The sequence below is a fragment of the Paenibacillus sp. A14 genome (assembly GCF_036864815.1).
In the GTDB taxonomy this organism is placed as follows: Bacteria; Bacillota; Bacilli; order Paenibacillales; family Paenibacillaceae; genus Fontibacillus; species Fontibacillus sanfengchensis.
Map to the genome: position 1 here is coordinate 522718 of NZ_JBAGJD010000003.1, position 22554 is coordinate 545271.

The 22554-nt window shown below is 49.1% G+C and carries 16 protein-coding genes; 3 read left to right on the forward strand and 13 right to left on the reverse strand.

What is annotated here, in order from left to right; genetic code table 11:
- Positions 1–8 precede the first annotated feature (8 nt).
- The 4 genes from V4U88_RS10415 to V4U88_RS10430 form a co-directional block, all read right to left on the reverse strand.
- The gene (locus tag V4U88_RS10415) at positions 9–839 is read right to left on the reverse strand and encodes a sugar phosphate isomerase/epimerase family protein (protein WP_334073191.1); all 831 of its coding nucleotides are present in this window, start codon (positions 837–839) and stop codon (positions 9–11) included.
- A 44-nt stretch (positions 840–883) separates the two neighbouring features.
- Positions 884–2200 carry an anaerobic C4-dicarboxylate transporter gene (locus V4U88_RS10420; RefSeq protein WP_334073192.1) on the reverse strand — a complete coding sequence of 439 codons (1317 nt, stop codon included), beginning with the start codon at positions 2198–2200 and terminating at the stop codon, positions 884–886.
- Positions 2201–2325: 125 nt separating this feature from the next.
- Complete coding sequence (locus V4U88_RS10425; RefSeq protein WP_334073193.1) at positions 2326–3195, reverse strand: fructoselysine 6-kinase; 870 nt, start codon at positions 3193–3195, stop codon at positions 2326–2328.
- Between the two features lie 38 nt (positions 3196–3233).
- The gene (locus V4U88_RS10430) at positions 3234–4208 is read right to left on the reverse strand and encodes an SIS domain-containing protein (protein WP_334073194.1); all 975 of its coding nucleotides are present in this window, start codon (positions 4206–4208) and stop codon (positions 3234–3236) included.
- A 206-nt stretch (positions 4209–4414) separates the two neighbouring features.
- Here V4U88_RS10430 and V4U88_RS10435 point away from each other — a divergent pair, with 206 nt between their 5' ends.
- Positions 4415–5125 carry a GntR family transcriptional regulator gene (locus V4U88_RS10435; RefSeq protein WP_334073195.1) on the forward strand — a complete coding sequence of 237 codons (711 nt, stop codon included), beginning with the start codon at positions 4415–4417 and terminating at the stop codon, positions 5123–5125.
- Positions 5126–5203: 78 nt separating this feature from the next.
- On the opposite strand, the gene ltrA is transcribed toward V4U88_RS10435, so the two are convergent.
- The 4 genes from ltrA to V4U88_RS10455 form a co-directional block, all read right to left on the reverse strand.
- Complete coding sequence (ltrA, locus tag V4U88_RS10440; protein ID WP_334073196.1) at positions 5204–6595, reverse strand: group II intron reverse transcriptase/maturase; 1392 nt, start codon at positions 6593–6595, stop codon at positions 5204–5206.
- Between the two features lie 472 nt (positions 6596–7067).
- A complete protein-coding gene (locus tag V4U88_RS10445; RefSeq protein ID WP_334073197.1) occupies positions 7068–8690 on the reverse strand; it encodes a response regulator transcription factor in 1623 nt (540 codons plus the stop codon).
- 22 nt (positions 8691–8712) lie between these two features.
- Positions 8713–10455 (reverse strand): sensor histidine kinase, encoded by a 1743-nt coding sequence (locus V4U88_RS10450; RefSeq protein ID WP_334073198.1) that lies wholly within the window; start codon positions 10453–10455, stop codon positions 8713–8715.
- 80 nt (positions 10456–10535) lie between these two features.
- Entirely contained in the window at positions 10536–12212 is a 1677-nt protein-coding gene (locus V4U88_RS10455) for an extracellular solute-binding protein (RefSeq protein ID WP_334073199.1), read from the reverse strand.
- Between the two features lie 316 nt (positions 12213–12528).
- Between V4U88_RS10455 and V4U88_RS10460 the strand changes: the two genes are divergently transcribed.
- Together V4U88_RS10460 and V4U88_RS10465 are read left to right on the forward strand one after the other, a co-directional pair.
- The gene (locus tag V4U88_RS10460) at positions 12529–13386 is read left to right on the forward strand and encodes an ABC transporter permease (RefSeq protein WP_334073200.1); all 858 of its coding nucleotides are present in this window, start codon (positions 12529–12531) and stop codon (positions 13384–13386) included.
- 20 nt (positions 13387–13406) lie between these two features.
- On the forward strand, positions 13407–14285 hold the full coding sequence (locus V4U88_RS10465) for a carbohydrate ABC transporter permease (RefSeq protein WP_334073201.1): 879 nt from the start codon (positions 13407–13409) through the stop codon (positions 14283–14285).
- Between the two features lie 494 nt (positions 14286–14779).
- On the opposite strand, the gene V4U88_RS10470 is transcribed toward V4U88_RS10465, so the two are convergent.
- From V4U88_RS10470 to V4U88_RS10490, 5 genes are all read right to left on the reverse strand, one after another.
- A complete protein-coding gene (locus V4U88_RS10470; RefSeq protein ID WP_334073202.1) occupies positions 14780–15865 on the reverse strand; it encodes an AI-2E family transporter in 1086 nt (361 codons plus the stop codon).
- 87 nt (positions 15866–15952) lie between these two features.
- Entirely contained in the window at positions 15953–16603 is a 651-nt protein-coding gene (locus V4U88_RS10475) for a response regulator transcription factor (RefSeq protein WP_334073203.1), read from the reverse strand.
- A gap of 2 nt (positions 16604–16605) precedes the next feature.
- Positions 16606–17817 (reverse strand): sensor histidine kinase, encoded by a 1212-nt coding sequence (locus V4U88_RS10480; protein ID WP_334073204.1) that lies wholly within the window; start codon positions 17815–17817, stop codon positions 16606–16608.
- A gap of 143 nt (positions 17818–17960) precedes the next feature.
- Positions 17961–21125 carry an efflux RND transporter permease subunit gene (locus tag V4U88_RS10485; protein ID WP_334073205.1) on the reverse strand — a complete coding sequence of 1055 codons (3165 nt, stop codon included), beginning with the start codon at positions 21123–21125 and terminating at the stop codon, positions 17961–17963.
- The gene (locus V4U88_RS10490) at positions 21122–22486 is read right to left on the reverse strand and encodes an efflux RND transporter periplasmic adaptor subunit (protein ID WP_334073206.1); all 1365 of its coding nucleotides are present in this window, start codon (positions 22484–22486) and stop codon (positions 21122–21124) included. Before V4U88_RS10490 ends, V4U88_RS10485 begins: the two co-directional genes overlap by 4 nt.
- Between the last annotated feature and the right edge of the window lie 68 nt (positions 22487–22554).

A 22554-nucleotide genomic window follows, 5' to 3' on the forward strand; every position in this document is an offset into this window, starting at 1 on the left:
GATAGGTATTAGGATAAGTGCTTTTCAAACCAGGTCAGGGAATCCCGCATCGCTTTTTCCGGATCCAAAATGTATCTTCGATCCAGCAGTTCCAGGCCCAGATATCCCTTATAATCGATATCGTTCAGCGCCTTTAACGCCCCGGCCATGTCGAGCTTGCCTTCTCCGGGAACCAAATGTCCCCCGGGATTGCCGTCGACGAAATGCACATGGTTCAAATCATCTCCAAGCTCCCCGATGAAGTCGTGAATCGTATCTTTGCCTGTCGTCGCCATGACGTCCGTATCCGCCAGCCCTTTCAAATTGGGGCTTCCGACTTCTTGGATCATCTGGGCAATGTGCGCCGCGCTGTTAAACACGTGTGTGGTAAAGGAGGTAAACGCCTCCACGGGCAGGTAGACTCCTTCTTTTTCCGCCGTTTTGCAGATTTCGCCCAAAGATTCCCGGATCCATTTCCATGTTTCCGTCTCATCGGCGTCCAAATAAGCGATCCCTGTCGTCACCAGCACTCTGTCGCATTCCAGAAGCGACGCGGCTTCAATATGCCGGCGGAAAAACTCCACGCTTTGCTTGCGGTATTCCGGATCGGGGTGGCTGATACTGATCGGATAAACAAACTGCTCGGGGGTCAGACAGATGACCTTTAGCTCACGTTCTTTGATTTTTTTGTTTAACTGTTTGATATCTTCCAACGTGAAATAGTCCAGATGAAAATGCGGTCCCGAAGCCCATAACTCGATATTCCGGAAGCCCAACCCGGCAACGGAGTCCAAAAAATAATCCATGGAGTACCTTTTGTAATGATAATTCGCGGCAGCCACTTGCGAGAGTTGTATCATAGTCCAAACCCCTCCTTATCTTATCCAGCAATAAATACTGACTTCTAAATTAAAACGCTTCCAATTAATGTAGCAACAATGACGGAGGTCAAGGTGTTGATCAATCCCGGTATCATAAAGCTGTGATTGAGCACAAACCTGCCGATTTTGGTCGTTCCCGCGGTATCAAACGAGATGGCGGCAAGGCACTGCGACGCGACCGGCAAAAAGTAGTTGGCATTGACGGCCATCCACGCTCCAATGATGATGTAAGGAGGTAAATCAAGCGCGATGGCGATCGGGACCATAATCAATGTCGTGGCGCCTTGACTTGTCGTCAGGGCGGCGACAATAAACATGATTACGGCGAGCATCCAGGGATAACTATTTACGATCGTAGCGACATGTTCTTGGATAAAGGCGGTTTGTCCGTTGATAAAGGTGCTGCTCATCCACGCGAGTCCAAAAGCGCAAACCATCGCCAGCGCCCCGGCCCTGAAGATGGGGCCGTTAAGGATCGTTTCAATCGCCGGACGGCCAAAGATAATGATGAGCGTGGCGCAAACCAGCATAATAATTTCAATCGTATTCGGCATGGATAAGATCGTAGTCTCGCCGCCTTGCACCCAGGATGGACGCAGGTTATTGAACAGACCCATGATGACAATCGCCAGAACACCCAGCAAAAAGAGCACAACTGAAGCTTTCGCTCCTTTTGGTACGGCTTGTTTCTCGGCCTTCTGTTCCGGTTTGACAATTAATCCTTCCGCGAGCCTCCGCAAATATTCCGGGTCTTCCGCCAACTCCTTGCCCTTGCGAATCGTCAACACCGCACTAACCACAACGCCCAGTAAGGTAGCCGGTATGGCAATGGTCAAGATGGTTCCCAAGCCCACTCCAAGGGGGGCCATAAATCCGATCATGGCCGCGGTTGCCGCCGATACCGGCGAGCAGGTAATGGCCTGCTGGGACGCGATGATACTGTTTGAAATCGGCCGTTCCGGCCTGATTTTGTTATCGATGGCCAGTTCATTGATAATCGGAAGCAAACTGTAGACGACATGTCCCGTTCCCGACATGAACGTAAATAACCAGGAGATAATCGGGGCTATAATCGTAATATTTTTAGGCGACTTACTTAGCATTTTTTCCGCAAGATGGACGAGAAAATTAAGCCCGCCCGAAGATTGCAGCGCGGAGGCCGCGAGCACGACCGCCAAAATAATCAACATGACATCGATGGGAGGAGCCGCCGGCTGGACGTGAAAGATGAATATAAATATAGCCACGCCCACGCCGCCGAGCAAGCCCATAAATACGTCGCCTTTTCTGGCGCCAAAGAAGATGAGCAAAATAATGATGAACAGCTGTAACCAAAACATGAAGGTTCACCCTCCTTATGTGATTTTGCCGACTTGTCTAAACTATCGCGGCATCTGCTGCGCTATCTCTGAATACGCTTACAAATCCCCGATTAAAGGTGTCTCTATTGAGTCGGAGGGTTGCTTTACAGGATTGCCGTTCCGTGGCCAAATGCGCCGTTAATCCGGCAAATCTTTGCGGCAAAGGCGGCTCCTTGCTCCATGCTTGCTTTGATTTTTCGCAGCATCTCCTCATCCGAATCCGCGAATATGGTGCCGTTTTCCGAGCTTCTGATCATCCCTATAAGAAAAGCGGTTAAATAGGAATCGCCCGCTCCCATCGTGTCTACCGTTTCCGTTAATACAGCCGGCTGGTAGATCCATTGATCTTTATAAAGCGCGAATGAGCCGTTCTCTCCCACCGTTCCAATAACCAATTTGGAGCCGAATGCCTGAGCTTTCCGCATCTCTCGTTCCCGTTCGCTTTCCGTTATATGGCTGCAGGACAGAAAGGAAATGTCCGCATACCGGCATACTCGCTCCAAGTACTCGTCATTCCAGCGCACCGAAAAGTCAAAGGAGACCGGTACATCGCTTGTTTTTAAGATCGCCAGATCTCCCTCGATATAGCTGTTCAGGCTGGTATGGATCACGGAGAACTGTTTGATATAATCCAGGTCGTCTTCCGTAAAATTCCAAGGCTTTTCTTTCGCGATGCCGCCTTTGTTCGAACCCAGAAATACACGGTCCCCGTTTTCCAGCGTTACCTGCGCGTATCCGTTCTCTCCCTCAAATATCCGGCAACGGCTATGTTCAATCTCCAATTCATCCATAACCCGCTGGATATAGTGAGCGACTTGATCGTTGCCGAATTTCCCCAAATAAGACGAGTTCATTCCGCACATGCGGGCATAGGCGCTAAAATTTAAGGCGTTTCCACCAGGATACATCACACCCTGGTGGACATACTTGTCTACTACGTTGTCGCCGATCCCGATAACCTTATATTGTTCCATAAAAATAATCCCCTCTAAAGCTGCTAATGTAGGTAAAATTAATACTCAACCTTCCACATATATCTGCGGGTGGTAAGCGGATGCTGTCTTTCCACCGCCAAAGCTTGATTGTAAACGGGGTAAACGTTGTTAAACAGGGAATGGTTGAAATAATCGACAACGGAAGCGTCGATGGTGGAAAGGCCCAGATCTTTGGCATCCAGTACTTCCACTCGCTTGGCATACCGGTTCAGGAACTCCAGAGCTCTTTCATCCAGCGGCCGGGTGCTTCCTTCGGAAATCTGAATGACGAACGGAATTTCCGCATCCGTGATCTCGAACGGACCGTGGAAGAATTCGCCCGAATGAATGCTGGAGGAGTTGATCCACTGCATTTCCATAAAGATACAAATACTCTCCATATAAGCGGCCCCGTAACCGGCCCCGCTGGCCATCGTATAAATCACGTTATCGTCCTTGTGATTTTTCGCGAACGTCAGAGCGCGTTTAGCCACGTGTTTGCAAGCGCTTTTAACAATATGATCGATTTTGGCCACTCCATCGAGGAATGAATTGTAGTGCTCGTATCCCTCAGTCTGATTCAATGCCTCTACCGCCGTCAACAGGGCTTTTATGGTTTTTTCCCCAGCAATATCCTTGCCCTCGCCAAAGGTGTACTTCACCACATAATCGGCATGCTCCGTAATCGGCGAATCCGTAATCCAGGTTAGCGCGATGACCGGAACGCCCGCCTTTTTGCCGATCTCCGCCGCTTTCACGGTCTCCGGCGTATTGCCTTTATGAGAGGCTACAACCAGTACCGAATTTTCGCCAAACGCCTTAGGTGTGTTGTGTACGAATTCATTGCTGTTATACAGGCCTACTTTAATATCCTTAGCCTCTTTTTCCAGAAACGTCTTGGCCGGATAAAAAGCGCCATAAGAACCGCCGCAAGCTACATAATAAACCTGCTTAATGCCTCCGACCTCTTGTTTTCCCGCCACAATTTCCGCAATAATTTGTTTTATATCCATGGCCTTCTCCTTGTATGATACATTTAGTTTCTTTACATTCCCCACCGGTGTAATGTATTGGAATGTCTTAACTGAAGGATAACACATAGTAATACATTATACAAGTGTACTTTGCTGTTTTTTTGTACACAGCCTATAGATATTGTTATAATATAGAAGTACGGTAACATAACAATATAATACAAAGTTTTTTTGGAGGTAAAACCATGGTCGATCATACGGAATCCGCACCGTTATATAAACAGCTGCAAGACAAAATTTTGGACTCCATCCATAACGGCACGCTGAAGCCGGGGGACAAACTCCCTACGGAATTGGAATTAAGCGAAACCAACAATGTGAGCCGCGTAACCGTCCGCGCCGCCCTTGACTCCCTCACCTCTGAAGGGTATTTGGTGCGCATTCCCGGAAAAGGCACATTTATTACGAAGGAGAAGATCAGGAAGAATGTCACGGAGACGATTGGATTTAGCGATACTTGCAGACTGCAAAATAAAGTTCCCGGCGCCAAAGTCATCAAATGCGTGATTGAAGAAGCTACGGCCGCGGATCAGGAGCACTTGGGTTTAAAACCCGGGGATAAAATCATTAACATCGAAAGAATCAGATATGCCGACGATGTTCCCGTATCCGTGGAATATACCCGTCTTCCTTCGTCCTACTCCTTTTTGCTGCACGAGGATTTAAATCATAAATCACTGTACGAGCTTTTAAGGAATAAACACAATATTACCTTTGGTATTTCCCGTAAATACATCGTCCTGGAATATGCTTCCTTCGATGTGGCCACTTACTTGAATATCGAGGAGGGCCATCCTTTGCTTTGCATCCGAAGTACCGTCAGCAGCCCGGACGGCAAAAAAATCCACCGCTCCAAGCAGTTGATCTTAGGGGACCGGTTTGAACTGATCGTTTAATCGAGTAGGAGAGGGCGGCAAGCCCTCGACCTCTCACACCACCGTACATGCGGGTCCGCATACGGCGGTTCCAAAAGGTTAACAAAGCTCCAGATAACGTGAAAGCAAACTTTTCAGCCCTTTCGCTTCCCAAAAGGAAGTCGGAAGGGTGTTGTTTGTGTTGCGGGACATTTCCCATGGACCCCGACGTGAATTCGCCATCCTCCAAGCCGCCCATTCAGGCACTCCCAAAGCGCGGAGGTTGCGCAGCCTCGTCCTCGGGAGCTTCCACTGTTTCCAGAGACACATCCGCAGCCTTCTTCGAATCCATTTGTCAAAGTTTTCGCAGTGACTCTTGGCTGCGGCGAGACGGAAGTAGCCAATCCAGCCCATCATGTAGCGGTTCAGTCGGTCAATCCGTTCCTCCATCGGCAGCGGGCGCGTTCGGTCTGTAATCTCCCGGACTTTCGCTTTGAATCGCGAGATTGTCTTGGGGGCCAGCCGGACCGTGGCCTGTTTGTTCGACAGGAAGCTAAAGCCGAGGAACTTGCGGTTCCATGGCCTGTCCACCGCGCTTTTGTCTCGGTTCACTTTCAGTTTCAGCTTTCCTTCCACAAATCGGATCACCGATTCCATCACGCGTTCTCCGGCTCGCCTACTGGCCACGAAAATATTGCAGTCGTCTGCATAGCGGACGAAGCACAGCCCCCGCTTGGTCAATTCCTTGTCCAAGTCGTCCAGCAGAATGTTGGCAAGAAGCGGACTGAGCGGCCCACCTTGTGGCGTGCCTTCCTTCGTTCGCTGCACCACACCCCCGGTCATAACCCCGGCGTTCAAGTAGGCACGAATCAGCTTTAGCACGCGCTTGTCGCTTACCTTCCGCGCCACTCGCGCCATCAGGGTGTCGTGGTTGACACGGTCGAAGAACTTTTCGAGATCCATATCCACGACCCAGCGGAGTCCGCTTTGGATGTACTTTTGCGCTTGCTTTACCGCATCGTGCGCTTTCTTGCCCGGGCGAAAGCCGTAGCTATACCATGAGAAATGCGGATCGAAGATCGGGTCCAACACTTGCAGAAGCGCTTGCTGGAGAAGACGGTCCATTACGGTCGGGATGCCGAGCAGCCGCATGCCGCCTCCGGGTTTGGGGATTTCCACCCGTCTGACAGGCATGGGTCTGTACGTTCCCGTCAGGAGCGCAGTTTTCACCACTTCCCACTGTGTCTTCAGGTAAGCTTGTAACTCTGTTACCGTTACACTGTCCACACCGGGGGCTCCTCCGTTCTGCACCACTTTCTTGTAAGCCATCAAGAGGTTTTCCCTTTCAAGCATCTTCTCCAGCAAATCGTTCTGTGCTATGCGAGAGGAAGAGGCGATTTGTGCCGGCGATGAACTCGGCGCTCCGGCATACCCTTGCGGCTTCACCGCTGCTCTTTGCCAGCAGCTCTCTTGCGAGATATTCGGCTGTCTTTGCTCTTCGCGCGAACGCATCGGTTCCCTCTCTCCTTTCGGTTCGGTCCTTCCGTTTTCCGGTATCCCGTACTCGCGTACTATGACCTCTGCTGACTTCTGCGGATTCAGCGCGGCCTCTCGACCGCGGTTACGAAGGAACTTCGCGTATTCCGCAGACCTCCCCAGATAAGAGCGTCATCTGTCTGCCCGCGACCACCCAAGTTTACAGCGTCAGCCCTTGGCGGCTTCGGATTTCGTTGTGTCGTGGCAACTCATCCGGCTGATACTGCCTCGAATTGGGTTCGTGTACCTTGGCCCGTGCATTTGCCTACAGCTTCCTTCAGATTCCGCCTCGCGGCGGACACCCTTGCCTTCGGCTAACGGTAGGCGCTCGCCAGCCCCCGTTCAGGACTTTCACCCTATAGATGACGCCCATGCTGGGCGTACACGCCAAAAATGCCAACCGTATCTGGTTGGCATTTTCATATACTTCCCTTCGGGCCATACCGCTTCAACTACTACAACGATGCATCGCATCGCGGTACTCCTGAGGAGACATATTGTACTGTCTTCGGAACAGCTTGCTGAAATACTGCGGATTTTGATACCGCAGCTCACCGGAAATCTCGTAGATTTTTTTGTCCGAGTATTTTAGCAGATAGGCCGCTTCCTCCATTTTCAACCGGAAAATATACTCCGTGATGCTCTCCCCGGTTTCCAGCTTGTACACTCTCGATACGTAAGCGGGATTCAGGTTGACGCACTCCGCAATCATGTGGGAAGTGAGGTCGGCGTATAAGTGTTCCTGGATGAACGCCTGAATTTTACCGATCAACATTTGCCGGTTGTCCTTCCGGCCCTTCTCGCTCTCCTCGATAATTTTATCCAGCACCCTGTAGGTCCACTCCCGCAGCGCCTTCACCGTAGTCATTCGGCTCGTATCCAGGATGCGGTGATCATTACCCATCAACTCAAAAAAACGCCAGCCGTTCTTGTGCACAATATAGGTAAAAGCCCCGGATATCACGAAAAACGCCTCCATGATATGCTCATAGGAATCGGACCAGCGGTTCTCAAGCTCATCGATCACCCGGCTGACCTTCTCCCGAAAAGCGTCCCAGCGCGCCGACTCCAGCAGCACGGTCAGCAGCGGCGGCTCATACAAGCGCTCCACGATGCTCGACTCCGCAAACGTGAGCGAATTCATGGTGATGACCAGTTCATCCTCGCTGCCGGCCAGCTGTCTCAAGGTCCCGATGCTGTTCCGGTAAGTGGCGGTGAGTTCGTCGGGGAAACCGAACCAGGAGCTGACCAGAACGGATATCCTGCCTTTCAAATACAGCTGCACACTGCGCTGCAATTCCCCTGCCTTGAGTTCCAATAAATTGTTCTTATTTTGCGCGTCCGATTTGTATTTCGGCTTGACCACCATCGTCAAGTAGTCGTGCGGGTCTTTTCCGATCCAAATCCAAAACTGGTCGGCAAAAACCTCTGCCGCGATATTTCCAACAGCGTATTCCATTAGGGAAAGTGTGTGGTAATCATATTCGGCAAAGGTCCCTTCCATACGGATCAACAGCAGAGCGAGAGAATCCCCCGTGGAAAAAGGCATTTCGAGAAGAGCCATCTTTTCCTCCAACGACGGGAAGTCGATTTTCTTCCCTTGCAGCAAGTCATGCAGCAGGTTGCTTTTCAAGAGCGGAAGGTTCTCTTTGATGGCGGAAACCGCTTGTTGATAGGAAGCGATTCTCCCCCATTCCTCTCGTAAACCGGCGATAATTTGCGTGACGGAAGTCTCCAGTTCCTCGGTTTCGACCGGCTTCAGTAAGTAATCCGTAGCTTTGAATTTAATCGCCTGTTTGGCGAAATTGAAATCCGAGTACCCGGTCAGCAAAATGCACTTGACCTTTTTCCATCTCTCATGAATAATTTCGATCAATTCGATTCCCGTCATCTCCGGCATTTTGATATCCGTAATGACAATATCGACCTGGGACGAATTCAAAATGTCCAGCGCTTGCTCTCCCGAATAAGCCTTGTGCACGGTCGACACGGACATCCTGCTCCAATCCGTCGTTTCCGCCAGGCTCTCCACCAAATGCTCCTCATCATCGACAATCAACACGCAATACATACGCAACCCCTCCTGCTGTAAATTAACTTTCGCCAGGCTCGTCCCATCTGATTACAACGTGAAGACCTCCCAGCTCCGAACGCAAGAAGCTCAGCCCGCTGCTTTCTCCGTATTTGATAATCAGCCGCTGATGCACATTCCACAGACCGCAGCCCATCTCTTCGTTCAGCGGAGTCCATAATTTTTCGGCAAGCCGCTCCATCTCGTCGTCAGTCAGACCGAATCCATCCTCCTCGACATGAATCAGGCAGACCCCTCCCTCAATTTCCCCTCTTATCCGGAGCATGGAGGAATTTTTCTTCTGTTCAATCCCGTGAATGATGGCATTTTCCACGACAGGTTGAAGGATAAGCCTTGGAATCGATAACCGCCGCATAGCATCGGGAATATCTATCTGATACTCCAGCCTGTTCATCCGCAGCTTGTATATCTCCAGGTAACTGTGTACTAAGTCCAGCTCCTCTTGCAACGGGATCGTCTGGTTCTCGACTCGTGTGGTCTTCCGGTAATATTTGCTTAAATGGTAGGACATCGCGATGACGGCGTCGTGGTCCTGCAGCTTAGCCATGCTGTTAATATACGCGAGACAATTGTACAAAAAATGCGGGTTAATCTGGGATTGCAATTGCTTTAGAACAGCCTCTCTGGAATGGATCTTCTCCTTGTATACATTCTCGATCAACTGTTCAATCTGCATGGCCATATAGTTGTACCGCTCAAGCAAAAAACGAAATTCACTCTTGGGCCGAATCGAGATCCGATAGGAGAAATCCCCGATCTTGATCCGGTTTACCGCATAGACCAACTGCTGAATCGGCAGCTTCACCTGCCGGTATATAAAGGTGATCGCCACGATCACCAACAACATCAGCAGTCCGGTAGAGCCATAGAAGATATCCCGATTCTTGATGATGGGCCCCAGCACTTCCGCTTCCGGGATGTAATCGACCAAATACCAGCCCAACTGCTTGGACTTCACGTAAAAAACTTTGTATTTCTTACCGTCCAGTGTCTTGGTCAGCTCGCCTTTCTCCCGGTTTTGCGGAACGGAAATGTCCGCGATCAGCGCCCGCACTTTGCCCCGATCCGACGAGCCGTTATATAGAATCGAATCGCCGCCGAGAGACGGACTATAGAAAAAGGGATCCTGATTTCCGTCCTCGTCCTTGTAGCGATTCAGCATATGTTCAATGTTGGAAGCCGGAAATTGCATTTCCAAAATAAAATCCGTCTCCTCGGTACCGCCCGCTTTATAAAAAGGGTCGAACAAGGTGTAAGAGAAAACCGCTCTTTTTTTGCCTTTGTCGATAAAATTCCATCCTTGACCGTGCGTCATCACTTCTTTAAGAAATGCCTGTTTATTATTCATCGTATTGGTCGAGATGAGCAGATCGAGGCTTGTCGAATACAAGCTCAATTCATTAGGCCAAACGCTCGAAGTGCTCTGAAGAACCAGCTTCGTTTCCACCCGTTGGATCATGTCGATTTGATCAAGGTCCAGCAGCTTGCTGGACAGATAGAAGCTTTGAAATTCCCGGATATCGGGGTCCTGGTTCAACATAATGGGAAAGGTGGCGAGCTTGCCGGCGTTCGTGTCGATTTCATTCACCAGAAATGACAGTTGGTTCAAGTTGTAATTCGTTATTTGTTCCTTCAGCAACGCCATCGTATTGCGGTGGCTGTTGGAATACAAATACACGATGGGGATCAGAAAGAGGAAAAACAAGATAATGAATTTATTGAAGAAATTCCATTTGCTAGTCATGCCGTTTCTCCTCTCGACCGTGAGAATAAAGGAAACCATAGGGCGGTTTCAGCCCTATGGTTAAATGCGTCTTTCGGTATTTACTTCACCGACTGGTACCATTCATTTACCTCTTTGGTCATGTCGTCTCCGCCGGACGATTTCCATTCCTCTACGAATTTGTCGAATTGTTCGGGGCCGACTTTGCCGTAGATAATCTTCGAGAACACGTCCTTCTCCAGCTTGTTGAGATATTCCTGTCTCTTTTTCATCGTTGGCGTTTGGCGCGTTTGGAACATACTCGGAACGGCCAAATCCTTTTGATCCATCACGATTTTGGCCGCATCGAGCATCGTCTTCGGCGTGCCTTCCGCAATGATCTTCTCGAACGGAGTCGTCGGCGGCTCGCCATTGGCCAATTTGGACATCGTCTTCATGTTCAAAGAAGGAATCCGGGCTCCGTCAAAGGTGAGGGTATATTTGTACGCTGGAGCGCCGCCGCCCGGCACCTTCGCTTCATCCACCCATTTGCCGTCCACGAAATCGTAGTCGTAGCCTTGGAATGTTCCGAATTCAAACTCGCTGCCGGCCTTCCGCTCGGCGTAATTGTCAAACCAGTAGTTTTGATACGTGAAAAAGACTTCCGGATGTTTCATATTTTTGTTGATCAGGACTACTCCGTTCCGGACGAAAGTGGTGTGGCGGCCGCCTTTGCCGTCAGGGCCAGTTGGCAGCGGGTAGGCCTTAAACTCCGCACCCTTGACGTTTTTGCTCAAATCTCCAAGCGGCCACGCAACCATCCAGTGCGGGCCGGCGATCATCCCCGCTTTTCCTGATACAAACGCCTCGGTTGCCTTGCTTTCATCCCAAAGCGAAAACTCCGTTGGAATGTATCCTTTCTCTTTCCATTCTTTCAGCTTAACGAGCCCTTCCTTGACGCCGGGCTGAACGGAGCCAAACTCCAGGTTACCTTCGCTGTTCAGATTCCATTGGTTCGGCATGGCGCCGTAAGCGCCGAAGAGCCAACTAACATCGGACATCCATGTGTTAAACGCGTTCTTCGTTCCAAGCGTCAGTCCCCAGGTATCTTTTTGACCGTTTCCGTCGGGATCTTGATTGACGAAGGCGTCCATGATCTTCTCGACATCTTCGATCGTTTTCGGCGCCTGGAGATTGAGCTTCTTCATCCAGTCTTCGCGAATCCACAGCACCGGATCCGAATTGTAAGCGTAGTCCAAAATAGGAATGCCGTATTTTTTGCCGTCCTTCATATAACGATACCATACTGTCGGATCCTCATTCATGGCATTTTTCCAGGTTTCGGAGGCATACTTGTCGAACAACTCTCCGACCTCCATAAACTTGCCGGAGTCAAGGAGCGCATCCAGAATATCCGAATCCTCACGCATGGCGATAATATCCGGCATTTCCTCATCGGAAGCCAGCGCCAGGCGAAGCTTGGTAGCGAACGCATCGTTTGTGTTCGTCACCGTCCAATTGTATTTGATCTTAATACCAAGCTTTTCTTCCGCCCACCGGGTGTGCACGTTGTTTTCAATGGTCTCGCCGTTCTTGAACGTCACATCCGCATTTACGCCGCGAATGGTGGTAATCGTTACCGGCGGATCGTACTTTCCATTGACCAGCTTCAGCGTTTCCTGAGCCGGCGGGTTAGACGCTTCGCTTCCGTTGTTTTTGCCTCCGGAGCAACCGCTAACCAGCGTGAAGGTCAATGCCGATGTCAACAAGACCGCCGCACACTGTTTAATCGCTTTCATTTTTTCATCCCCCTGTAAGGAAATCTTGTAAATACAACGTTTATTGTAGATGAGCTCCCAGGATCTTAAAATGGCTGCTTTTTTACCTGGATGGAACGATTTTTAGATTTGTAAAATTCGTGCCCTTCGGGTAAACAGGCTGCCATATCTCGCCTTTTTGCACTCAAGTATAATAAGGCCACAAGCGTAAGCCTGACAAGTAGAGAGGAGAATGATGATGGCGTCTGTTAGTGAAACGGCAACGCAAAATCCCCGGCGTACTGACGTTTCGGGTTCGCGTACAAAGCGCAGTAAAAGCGGTTTTGTTTTTCATTTCATGCTGCTGCCGGCAGTAATTCTAACGATTATTTTTGCTTATGTTCCCATGTTCGGCGTGATTATGGCCTTCCAGGATTTCAAACCTTGGCTTGGTTTTAGCGGCTCTCCCTGGGTTGGGTTGGACCATTTCAGATTTATGTTCGAGAGAGAAGACAGTATTCAGGTTATCTTAAATACTCTCATTATTTCCGTTCTCAAAATCACGATCGGGATGATTATCCCTATTCTGTTTGCCATCCTACTCAATGAAATCCGAAAAATAGCCTTCAAACGGGTCGTGCAAACGATGGTCTATCTTCCTCATTTCCTGTCATGGGTGATCTTAGGGGGAATTCTGATTGACCTTCTGTCCCCTGAAGGCGGCCTGGTGAATCAGGCACTCGGTGTGTTGGGGATCAAACCGATTTTCTTTTTGGGGGATGGAAACTGGTTCCGGGTCACGATTGTGGTTTCAGATATATGGAAGGAGTTCGGTTTCTCCACGATCGTATACCTGGCCGCCTTGTCGGGCATAAACCCGTCGCTCTATGAAGCGGCGGAAATCGACGGAGCTTCACGCTGGAAGCAAACTCTGCACATTACCGTTCCAGCCCTATTGCCGATCACGATCGTCGTCGGAACGCTCGCGCTAGGCAATATTCTGAATGCGGGCTTTGACCAGATTTTCAACCTGTATAATCCGCTGGTCTACGACAAAGGCGATATTATCGATACTTTCGTCTACCGCATGGCCATCTTGAACGGTGAAATGAGCTTTGGAACGGCCGTCGGCTTGTTCAAATCCGTCATCGGCGCGGTCATGATTATTACCGCCTATCGCTTGGCTTACAAATATGCCAATTACCGAATTTTTTAAAATCCCGGAGGTGAGGATGTATGTATCACAAAACGCTATCCTATCGCATATTCAATGTATTCAACCATGTTTTTCTGGCGCTCCTGTCCCTGCTTTGCGTCATTCCCCTGATTCACGTTCTGGCCGTTTCTTTCAGCGGAAAAGCTGCGGCGAGCGCAAATCGGGTCGGCTTATGGCCGGTCGACTTCACCCTCGACGCTTATGAAAAAACACTGGGTAACGAAAACTTTATTCAATCCTTGATCATTTCCGTGGAGAGAGTCGTTGTGGGAACATCCCTCAGCATGTTAGTCGTATTCCTGGCCGCCTACGCTTTATCCAAGGATGAAAAAGTCTTTCGCGGAAGAAACCTGTATTCCTGGTTCTTCGTGTTCACGATGTTGTTCTCCGGCGGCATGGTTCCCATGTACATCCTGATTCAAAAAATCCATTTGATGAACACCATCTGGGCTTTGATCATTCCGGGGCTGGTCAGCGTATGGAACATGATCCTGCTGCTTAACTTCTTCAGGGGTGTCCCGAAGGAACTCGAAGAGGCTTCCTTGATCGACGGGGCCGGTCACTTGACAACCCTGTTCCGTATCTACCTGCCGCTTTCCATGCCGGCGATCGCCACCTTGTCTCTTTTCACCTTGGTCGGTCAGTGGAACGACTGGTTCTCGGGCCTCCTCTATATGTCGGATTACAAGAAGTATCCGCTTGCGACCTTCCTGCAGACGATTCTCGTACAGCAGGATATGAGCAAAATGAATGTGGACCCGAAAATGCTGGAAAACATCTCCCAGCGCACGGTCAAGGCCGCCCAAATATTTATCGGCGCCGTACCGGTCCTGCTGATTTATCCTTTTCTCCAAAAGTATTTTGTCAAAGGCATTGTCCTGGGAGCGGTTAAAGAATAGAGTCATATACTATGTTTTTTCGGCTATATAGGTTGAACTAAAGAATTGGCGTTAGGCAAGGATATGAAATGGTTTCGGAGATACGTTGCCACTAACGGGAAAACCTCCCGTTAATGTATCGCTCTTGGCCCTTGGATCGGATTTAGCTGGAAAAGCTCCATCTATTTCGCGGCCCAATTACCGATATACACAATTTCGGGCGAATTAGCGGGAGGTTTTCCAGCTAATTCGCCTCTGCAGCCGCATAAGTACCAAATTAACGGGAGGAATTCCCTTTAATTTGAACCAAAGAATTAGCTGTAGGCCAAGAGTGTGAAAAGAACCCTTCACACCGCTGTCTAATATGCAAATCAATAGTTCAACCTATATAGCCGTAAACATTTAAACACAAAGAACCGTCCCCCGTAAAAAAAACAGGGACGGTTCTTTTGACCATCATCCGGTTTAACCTATATTGCCTTTTTCATAGATTGCGTGGCCGTTGCCCTCCTGAATCATAAAGCTTCCCAATGAGTTCTAAAGAACAACTTGTACAGCCGCTTCCAAGCGATTTTCAACAACATGTACACCGGGATCACGACCAACATGCCGATGATGCCAAACCAGTTTCCGCTTCCCAAAACGAGCAAAATCGTCGTTACCGGATGGATGTCCAGTTTTTTCCCAAAAACATAGGGGGAAATGACATTATCCTGAATCTGCTGCGCCAGCAAAATTATGACCAACGCCCAGACGCCGGTCGACGGGGACTGAATCAAGCCGATGATGACAATGGGAATGGCGGATATAATTGCCCCGAACAAGGGGATGAAGTTTAAAATGACCGCGATCGTCGTCAGCAGGAGTGCATAAGGCAGCCCGATCGCCAAAAAGCCGACAAACATCAGAACGCCAAGGGCCGCATTCACGATGACCCGGCCGATAATATAGTCATTCAGCGCCTTGTCCATGTCCCCGGCCGCGCGAAACACCTCTTTCCGATAACGAATGGGAGAGAGCTTGACCAAACTGCGTTTGAAGCGATATCCTTCCTTCAACATGTAATAGAGCAGGATCGGGAAAGTAAACAACACAATGGCGAATTGGGACAGGAAAGAGACGAAACCGGTCACATAATTCGTTAAGAAGGAAATCCCCTTGCTCAGGTACTCCGAAAAATTAGCTGCCAAACCGGAATCGGAAGGAATAATGGACGAAAGGAAAGGCGTTTCTCCCCACTCTCTCAGTTGAGCATCCAGCAGATTCACGAATTGGGGAATGTTCTGCACCAAATTGATTAATTGGGCTTGCAAAAGCGGCCATACCCCGGCAATAAATCCGATAGCCAAAATGACCATGATGACATAAAGGATCAGGATCGCCAAAGACCGCCTGATCTTATGCCGCTCCATGTAAAGGACGACCGGACGAAGCAAATAGTAAAAAAAACCGGCCAGCAGGATCGGAATTAAAATGGCTCCAATCACAGCTTGCATCGGGAGAAAAAAGGGCCTCACCAAAGAAAATACGTAGACGATAGCCAGCAAAATCAAAACGAATTTCGCGATGCGCGTCCATCTTTCCAACAGCTTCATTCTCATCAGCACCTAACTTTCAAATAATCGGAATACAATAACTATACCTACATTATATAATCGGATGGGCCCGAAAATAAAATCGTCAGGTGGTTACATAAGTAGAATCCCACGTTCCATGGCGATCGCGACAGCTTGAGATCGTGAATCCACGCCGAGCTTATTATAGATATTGGTCAAATGCGCCTTTACGGTGCGTTCCGAAATTCCAATATCAAAGCCGATCTCTTTACTTTTATACCCTCTGGCTACGAATTGAAGAATCAGAAGTTCACGCTCCGTCAGTGAAGGCTCCTCCGTTCTGTTGCCAGCAGGCTCTGCTCGGTCTTTGGCTTCAAACACTTTCGCCAATATGTCGGCCTGGAAAAGCGCTTCGCCACGCACCGCCGATTCAATGGTACGAAACAAGTTTTCGCGATTTGTATCTTTAAGCAAATAGCCTTTTGCCCCCAAAGCCAGTCCGTTAACCATCAGTTCATCTTCGTTATAGGTTGTCAAAATGATGACCGGAACCTGATTTTGATGATTCTTCAAAATTTCCATAGCTTCCAGCCCGCTCATTACGGGCATATTCAAATCCATTAGCACGACGTCAGGGTTAAGCTCCTTAATCCGTTGAAGCGCGACCCTGCCGTTTTCGGCTTCAGCGACAATGGCGAAGCGGTCGTCCGTTTCAAGAATCAGCCTCAGTCCTTCACGGACGATGGAATGGTCATCAACTATCAGCACTTTGTACGGATTCATATTTAGGCTCCTTTGTGAACAGGGAATTCCAAGAAAATTTGTGTACCTTCCGGATAACTGTTAATTCTGACTTCCCCCTCGATCAACCGCGCACGTTCTTGTATCCCCAGTATGCCATAATGCCCTGGTTCTTTGCCAATACGTTCTGTATTGAAACCTATCCCATTGTCCCTAATCTTGATTTGCACCCTATCGTTTTGTTCGATGATCGAAACCCATAACTTATTAGCTTGGGCATGTTTTGCTATATTTGTAAAACACTCGCTGATGATTTGCATACTATGCTCAATCAGAGTTCGGGATAAATGGCTGGAAATCTGGACATGATCAACAACCTCGATGCCGGTGGCCTGAATAAAACGGCGGATCTCGTAGGTCAGTGCTTCTTGAAAGCTCATTCCTTCTACTGATTTGATGCGCAAATTATCAATAGCGCGCCGTGCGTCGGCTAAAGTTTTACGTGCTTGGCTCATGGACCTTTGAATGATCTCCTGGGACCGCGGGATGTTCCCTTGAGATATGAAGGCATCTGCAGCCTCGAGCTGCATGATCAAACCGGCCAAACCTTGGGCCAACGTATCATGAAGATCGCGAGCCATACGCTGTCGTTCAGTCATGAGTGTCAACTCTTCGACCTTTCGGTGTGCGGTTTCCAAATCTTTTACATAGAGTTGTGTTCGTATCCTAGCGTGCACTTGCTGAAAATACAACAAAGCATAGGCACCGGTAAGGATCACCATAAAAAGAAATATCGGGACCAGTAGTACAAGATCATAAAGTTGGCCTAAATAGAATTGAGCCGCGAAAAAAAATGAAAAGCAGCAAAGTACCACGAAGAGTATATTCTTTTTGTGATAATAAAGTCCGATGCTCTGACCGATTAATACTGGAAGAAAACCGATTAATATAGCAGGAGAGCCTCCCGGCACCAACAAAGCGCTTGTATAAATGAGAAAGCCCTGAATGAAAAAGTACAGCCAAGACTTTGTAACGGTGAGACGGTAGGCGTTCCAGTGAAGAAAAGCGTGAACGCCGAAGATAAATGTAAAGATCAAGCTGTTAAAGATAAGTAGCTCTTCAATGCTTTGCAGTATAATGGAAGCCACATAAACCAGAGATATCCAGAGAAGAATCGGAAACCGAGAGATAACCAGTTGGTCTGTTGCTTGAACTGGAGTCGTTTCTTGTCTTTGATCTAAATTCAACGCCTTCACCAGATCACCTCCATAGGCACATGATAGGTATTTCACCCCGGTTTAAATCATACTTCAGCCCATATACCAAAGTACAGCTTGGAAAATAAGTTCGATTCGCGAATAATTAATCCCCTCTGCGTTTAAGCAGAGGGGACACTTACTTACATCGATACAGAACCGGACGAGGCCGGCTGATCGGGTTTATGTTTGCGCATCAGGCGCTTTTCTTTCCACCCGGCCACCACCATGTATATCGAAGGCACCACAAACAACGTTAAAACTGTCGAGAACATTAAGCCGAATATAATAGTGTAAGCCATCGGTCTGAATAATATGCTGCCGGCGATCGCCAGGGGCAGCATCCCGATCATGGCCGTAAGCGAAGTGAGTACAATCGGGCGGAATCGCGCACCTGTGGCTGCAATGACCGACTCATACAAACCGATACCTTCGCGTCTTGATTCCTCGATAAATTCGATCAGGACGATCCCGTTTCGCACGACGATCCCGGCGAGCGAAATAATCCCCATCATACTCATGAAACCGATGGAAGAACCGGAGACAAAGATGCCGATGATTCCGCCGGCGGCCGCCAAATACACCGTGGTCATGACGATAATCGGTGCCGACAAGGAATAGAACTGAACCGTGATCAAAATAAAGATTAAAAAGATAACTACAATGAACAAGGTTGCCAAATCCGCGAAAATATCCGATTGCTCTGAAGTCTCGCCGCCAAATTGGAGGGTGTATCCTTCCGGAACAGGCAGATCTTTGAGCATGCTGCGGACTTCGGCGGTTAGCTCCGTTGCCGTCTTCCCTGCCGCGTTCGCTTCCACCGTTACCATACGCTCAAGGTTATAATGTTGGATTTTTTGAGTCGTGAATGACGTTTTCATTTCAGCCAACTGCGCTAAGGGCACTTGCACCCCTTGTTTATTGGTAATGTAAATTTGCTGGAACAACTGGTTAGGACTTGCTTCCTGATTAGAAACGTGTAAATTAAGGTCAACGATCTGTTTTCCGGTATCAAAGTCCCCGATATCCAGTCCGTCCCCCATAAGGCGCAGCGTCTGAGTCAGTGTGCTGTAATCGATCATATACTCATCCATAGCCGGCTTATTCATTTCGAATTCCAACGTATAGCTCTGATTTCCAAAGTTATCTTTAATGCCGGTAGCGCCATCGATTTTGGCGATTTTTTCTTTGACTTGTTGGGACAGTTTTTGCAGCGTATCCAGTTCATCACCGGCGATTCGGATGGAGACGGCCGAACCGACCGGTATGCCAAGCCGGGGAACGTGCATGGATAGGGTCGCACCCGGGAACCGTTTTGTTAATTCCGCCTCCCAAGCCGGCACGGTCTTATCCAATTTAAAGCTATCCGACTTGCCCATAACCGTAATTTGCCCGACATTCGTTGCAGAAGGGAGAGAATTGGTGATATCGGAATAGATGGTTGGTGCCTTGCCGCCAATACCGACACTAATTAACTCGGTCTCAGGCTGTTTCTCGACCCACTTGGTGATATTATCCACCATCCGTTGAGTTTCCCGGAAGGTTGTGCCAACAGGCATCTCTACATTAATGCTGGCATGCGGTTCCTCGGCCTCGGAAAACAGATCAATCGGTGTAATCAGTGCCAACCCGAATGAGGCGGTACCGATGAGAAGTCCAACAGTCGCGAACATTTTTGGCCGTTTCAGCACCTTCGGAATTAAGGTGCCGGAATACCACTGGGTCGCAGCCTGAATTTGTTTGCCGAGCAAACCGGCGGGTTTTTGTTCCCAAGGTTCGCTGTTTTGATCGTTTTCATTTTCATTATGAAGCAATTTATGCTTGGCCGCTGATTTTCTTCTCCGGCGCTTCTCGTGCCATTGACGGAAAATCGGTATAATGGTCAGCGACATAATCATGGACGCGAGCATGGAGCAGGAAATGACGATAGGGATCGGGCTGATGAAGGAACCGATATCCCCCGTCAGGAACAATAACGGGGCAAAAGCGAAAATCGTCGATAACGTAGCGGTCAGAATGGACACCGATACTTCCTTCGCGCCTTTTACCGCCGCAACGTCGGGACTTTCCCCCAAGACGTGAAGCCGGCGTTCGATATTATCGTTCACGACTACCGCATCATCGACAAGGATACCCAGCACGATGATCAGACCGACGATGGAAATTTCATTCAGGGAAATGCCAGTGAATGGCATTGCAATCATACCTATTGCAATTGATATCGGTATGGCCATGGCCACAACCAGCGATGTCACCAGATTGAGCCCCAGTGTGCAGATTAGAATGACGGAAGCGATTGCGATCAGCATTTCACGAATTAGCTCGCCGAACATTTTGCTGACAACCTCTTCTTGGCCGAAAGCTCGGCTAAAATGCACGTTACTTGGCAAGCCCTTCTTGAGGTCATCCAACTTGGCCGAGATCCGCTTATCCATCTTCGGAACATCGGAGCCGGTCTGCGCGGAAACATTGATCGATATGGCCGGTTTTCCGTTGTAATACGCCAGATAAGTTGAGGCTTTATCCGCCGTTTGAACTTGACCCACATCTTTCAAATATATAGGGAACCCGCTCTCGCTTCTGGAAATCAGCACTTCATTCAACTCTTCGGCCTGTTTCATGTCGGGAACTACCAATTCGTAGCTGCGCGATTGAAATTCCAGCGCCCCCAATGGAGTACGGTTGTTCATATTCTTGACTGCCTGTACAATCTGCTCCCAGGCGATGCCGTATTGCTCCAGTTTCTGCAAATCGATTTGAATGCGCACTTCCTTTTCCGGGATCCCACTGATCTGTACATCCGCTACACCGCCCACTTGGCGTATCTTGTCCCGCCAATCGATCATCTGGTCGTTTAAGGCATACAGCGCATCTATCTTATCCGCGTAAATTACATAGGAGCCGATAAAAGAAGAGAACAAATCGTCATTAACCATGGGCTGTATAGTGCCGTCCGGCAAGTCTGCTGAGGCATCTTCCACCGCTTTCCGCAATTCATCCCAAGTCGCTTTGGCATCCGCGTCGGGATAAGCGGTGACTGTAATGTTCGAAACACCGCTCGAACTGGTAGATTCTATTTTTTCAATGGTCTCTACCTTTTTAATAGCCTGTTCCAACACCTTTGTTACCGACTGCTCTACCCGCTCCGGGGTCGCTCCAGGAAAAACCGTCGTAACTACCGCGTTTTTTATCACCACATCCGGCATATCTTGACGCGGTAACCGGGTAGCGCTAAATATCCCGAAAACAATGAACATCACAAACAGCAGTAATGTAATTTTGCGTTTTTTAACGGAGTACTCAATCATTTGGCGTTTTCCTCCAAAATCGTTATTGCATCCCCGTTAAACAAGCTATCCGCCCCGGAGCTGACAACCACATCTCCTTCTTTCAGCCCCGATGCGATACTTTGTCGATTGTCTTCGCTTAAATGAGTGCCAAGTTTAACGATCGTCTTTACGGCCTTGCCGTTAACATATCTGAACACATAAGGCTCCTGGCCATTGCTGATTACTGCTCCGACTGGAACGAAGATACCTTCCTGCTCCGAAACCGACCTGCCGGCTCGGACCACTTGCCCAGGAATCCACTGATGCTTGGGATTGGGGACATTGGCCTCCACACTTATTGTTCCGGTTCCCTGATTGGTTACCGGGGAAATCCGCTTTACGGTACCCTGCAACGCAACTCCGTTCTGTTCCAAGGTAATGGATTGCCCCATTGTCCATTCTGAAGCTTGATCATTTGGAACAGGAATCAACACCTTTAACGTATCAATAGATCCGATGACAAACCCTTCCGCTCCTGCTGAAACCGTCTGCCCAACAACAACCTTTTTATTCAAAACAGCCCCGCCAACAGGCGCGATCAGTTTGGTTTGGGACAGAGCTAATTCAGCCTGCTGCTGCTTCGCGACCACTTGATCATAAGCAGCTTGCGCTTGCGTTAATGACCCTCTTGCTTGAGCAACCGCGGCCTCTGCCGAGCTCTTTCCGGCTTTGGCTTGGCTTACCGTGGCATTAGCCGTTCTGATCTGCTCCGGTGTCGCGCCCTCGGTTAACTCGGATAGCGACTGCTTGGCGTTATCGAGTGCGGTTTCCGCATCCTTCAATTGGACTTGAAATTTCTCGTATTCATCCAACGATATGAGTCCATTAGCATACAAATTTAAATACCGGTCCGCATCCGTCTTTAATTTATCGTAGGCGTTTTGAGCTTGGGTAACGGCATTTTGGGCCTGGGCAAGCTTTTGTGCAGACGCTCCTTTCTTTACGGTAGCCAAGTTGGCTTCCGCCGTCTCCAACTGTGCGGCGGCAGCATCCACTTGAGCCTCCGCGGCAGCGACTCCCGCTTTCGCGGCGTTTAATTGACCTTCGGCTTGCTTCACGCCCTTTTGCGCTTGCTTCAGCTGCAACTGCGCGGCCGCGTCATCAACGACAGCCAATATCTGCCCAGCCTTTACCTTGTCTCCTTCCTCTACCAGTGTTTTTTGGATTTCTCCGGCTGCTTGAAAAGAGATGCTTGCCTCCTGGTTTGGCCTCAAAGTACCGGATAAATTGTACACCGTACTTAACGGCTCCTTCTTGACCGTAATAACTTGTACGGCGGAAGTGGCATCTTCTCCATTGGCAGCTTTCTCTTTATTCGAACCGCACGCTGCTAGAATCATAATAATTAGTATTGAACATAAAACCGCCGTCCAGCGTCCTTTCATCTGGTTCTTCCCCCCTGATCCGT

Coding starts and splice junctions, on each gene's coding strand:
- V4U88_RS10465 (WP_334073201.1), top strand. CDS start 13,407: ATGTATCACAAAACGCTATCCTATCGCATATTCAATGTATTCAACCAT.
- V4U88_RS10420 (WP_334073192.1), bottom strand. CDS start 2,200: ATGTTTTGGTTACAGCTGTTCATCATTATTTTGCTCATCTTCTTTGGC.
- V4U88_RS10425 (WP_334073193.1), bottom strand. CDS start 3,195: ATGGAACAATATAAGGTTATCGGGATCGGCGACAACGTAGTAGACAAG.
- V4U88_RS10455 (WP_334073199.1), bottom strand. CDS start 12,212: ATGAAAGCGATTAAACAGTGTGCGGCGGTCTTGTTGACATCGGCATTG.
- V4U88_RS10445 (WP_334073197.1), bottom strand. CDS start 8,690: ATGTATTGCGTGTTGATTGTCGATGATGAGGAGCATTTGGTGGAGAGC.
- V4U88_RS10490 (WP_334073206.1), bottom strand. CDS start 22,486: ATGATTCTAGCAGCGTGCGGTTCGAATAAAGAGAAAGCTGCCAATGGA.
- V4U88_RS10475 (WP_334073203.1), bottom strand. CDS start 16,603: ATGAATCCGTACAAAGTGCTGATAGTTGATGACCATTCCATCGTCCGT.
- V4U88_RS10485 (WP_334073205.1), bottom strand. CDS start 21,125: ATGATTGAGTACTCCGTTAAAAAACGCAAAATTACATTACTGCTGTTT.
- V4U88_RS10460 (WP_334073200.1), top strand. CDS start 12,529: ATGCTGCTGCCGGCAGTAATTCTAACGATTATTTTTGCTTATGTTCCC.
- V4U88_RS10470 (WP_334073202.1), bottom strand. CDS start 15,865: ATGAGAATGAAGCTGTTGGAAAGATGGACGCGCATCGCGAAATTCGTT.
- V4U88_RS10415 (WP_334073191.1), bottom strand. CDS start 839: ATGATACAACTCTCGCAAGTGGCTGCCGCGAATTATCATTACAAAAGG.
- V4U88_RS10430 (WP_334073194.1), bottom strand. CDS start 4,208: ATGGATATAAAACAAATTATTGCGGAAATTGTGGCGGGAAAACAAGAG.
- V4U88_RS10450 (WP_334073198.1), bottom strand. CDS start 10,455: ATGACTAGCAAATGGAATTTCTTCAATAAATTCATTATCTTGTTTTTC.
- ltrA (WP_334073196.1), bottom strand. CDS start 6,595: ATGCGTTCGCGCGAAGAGCAAAGACAGCCGAATATCTCGCAAGAGAGC.
- V4U88_RS10435 (WP_334073195.1), top strand. CDS start 4,415: ATGGTCGATCATACGGAATCCGCACCGTTATATAAACAGCTGCAAGAC.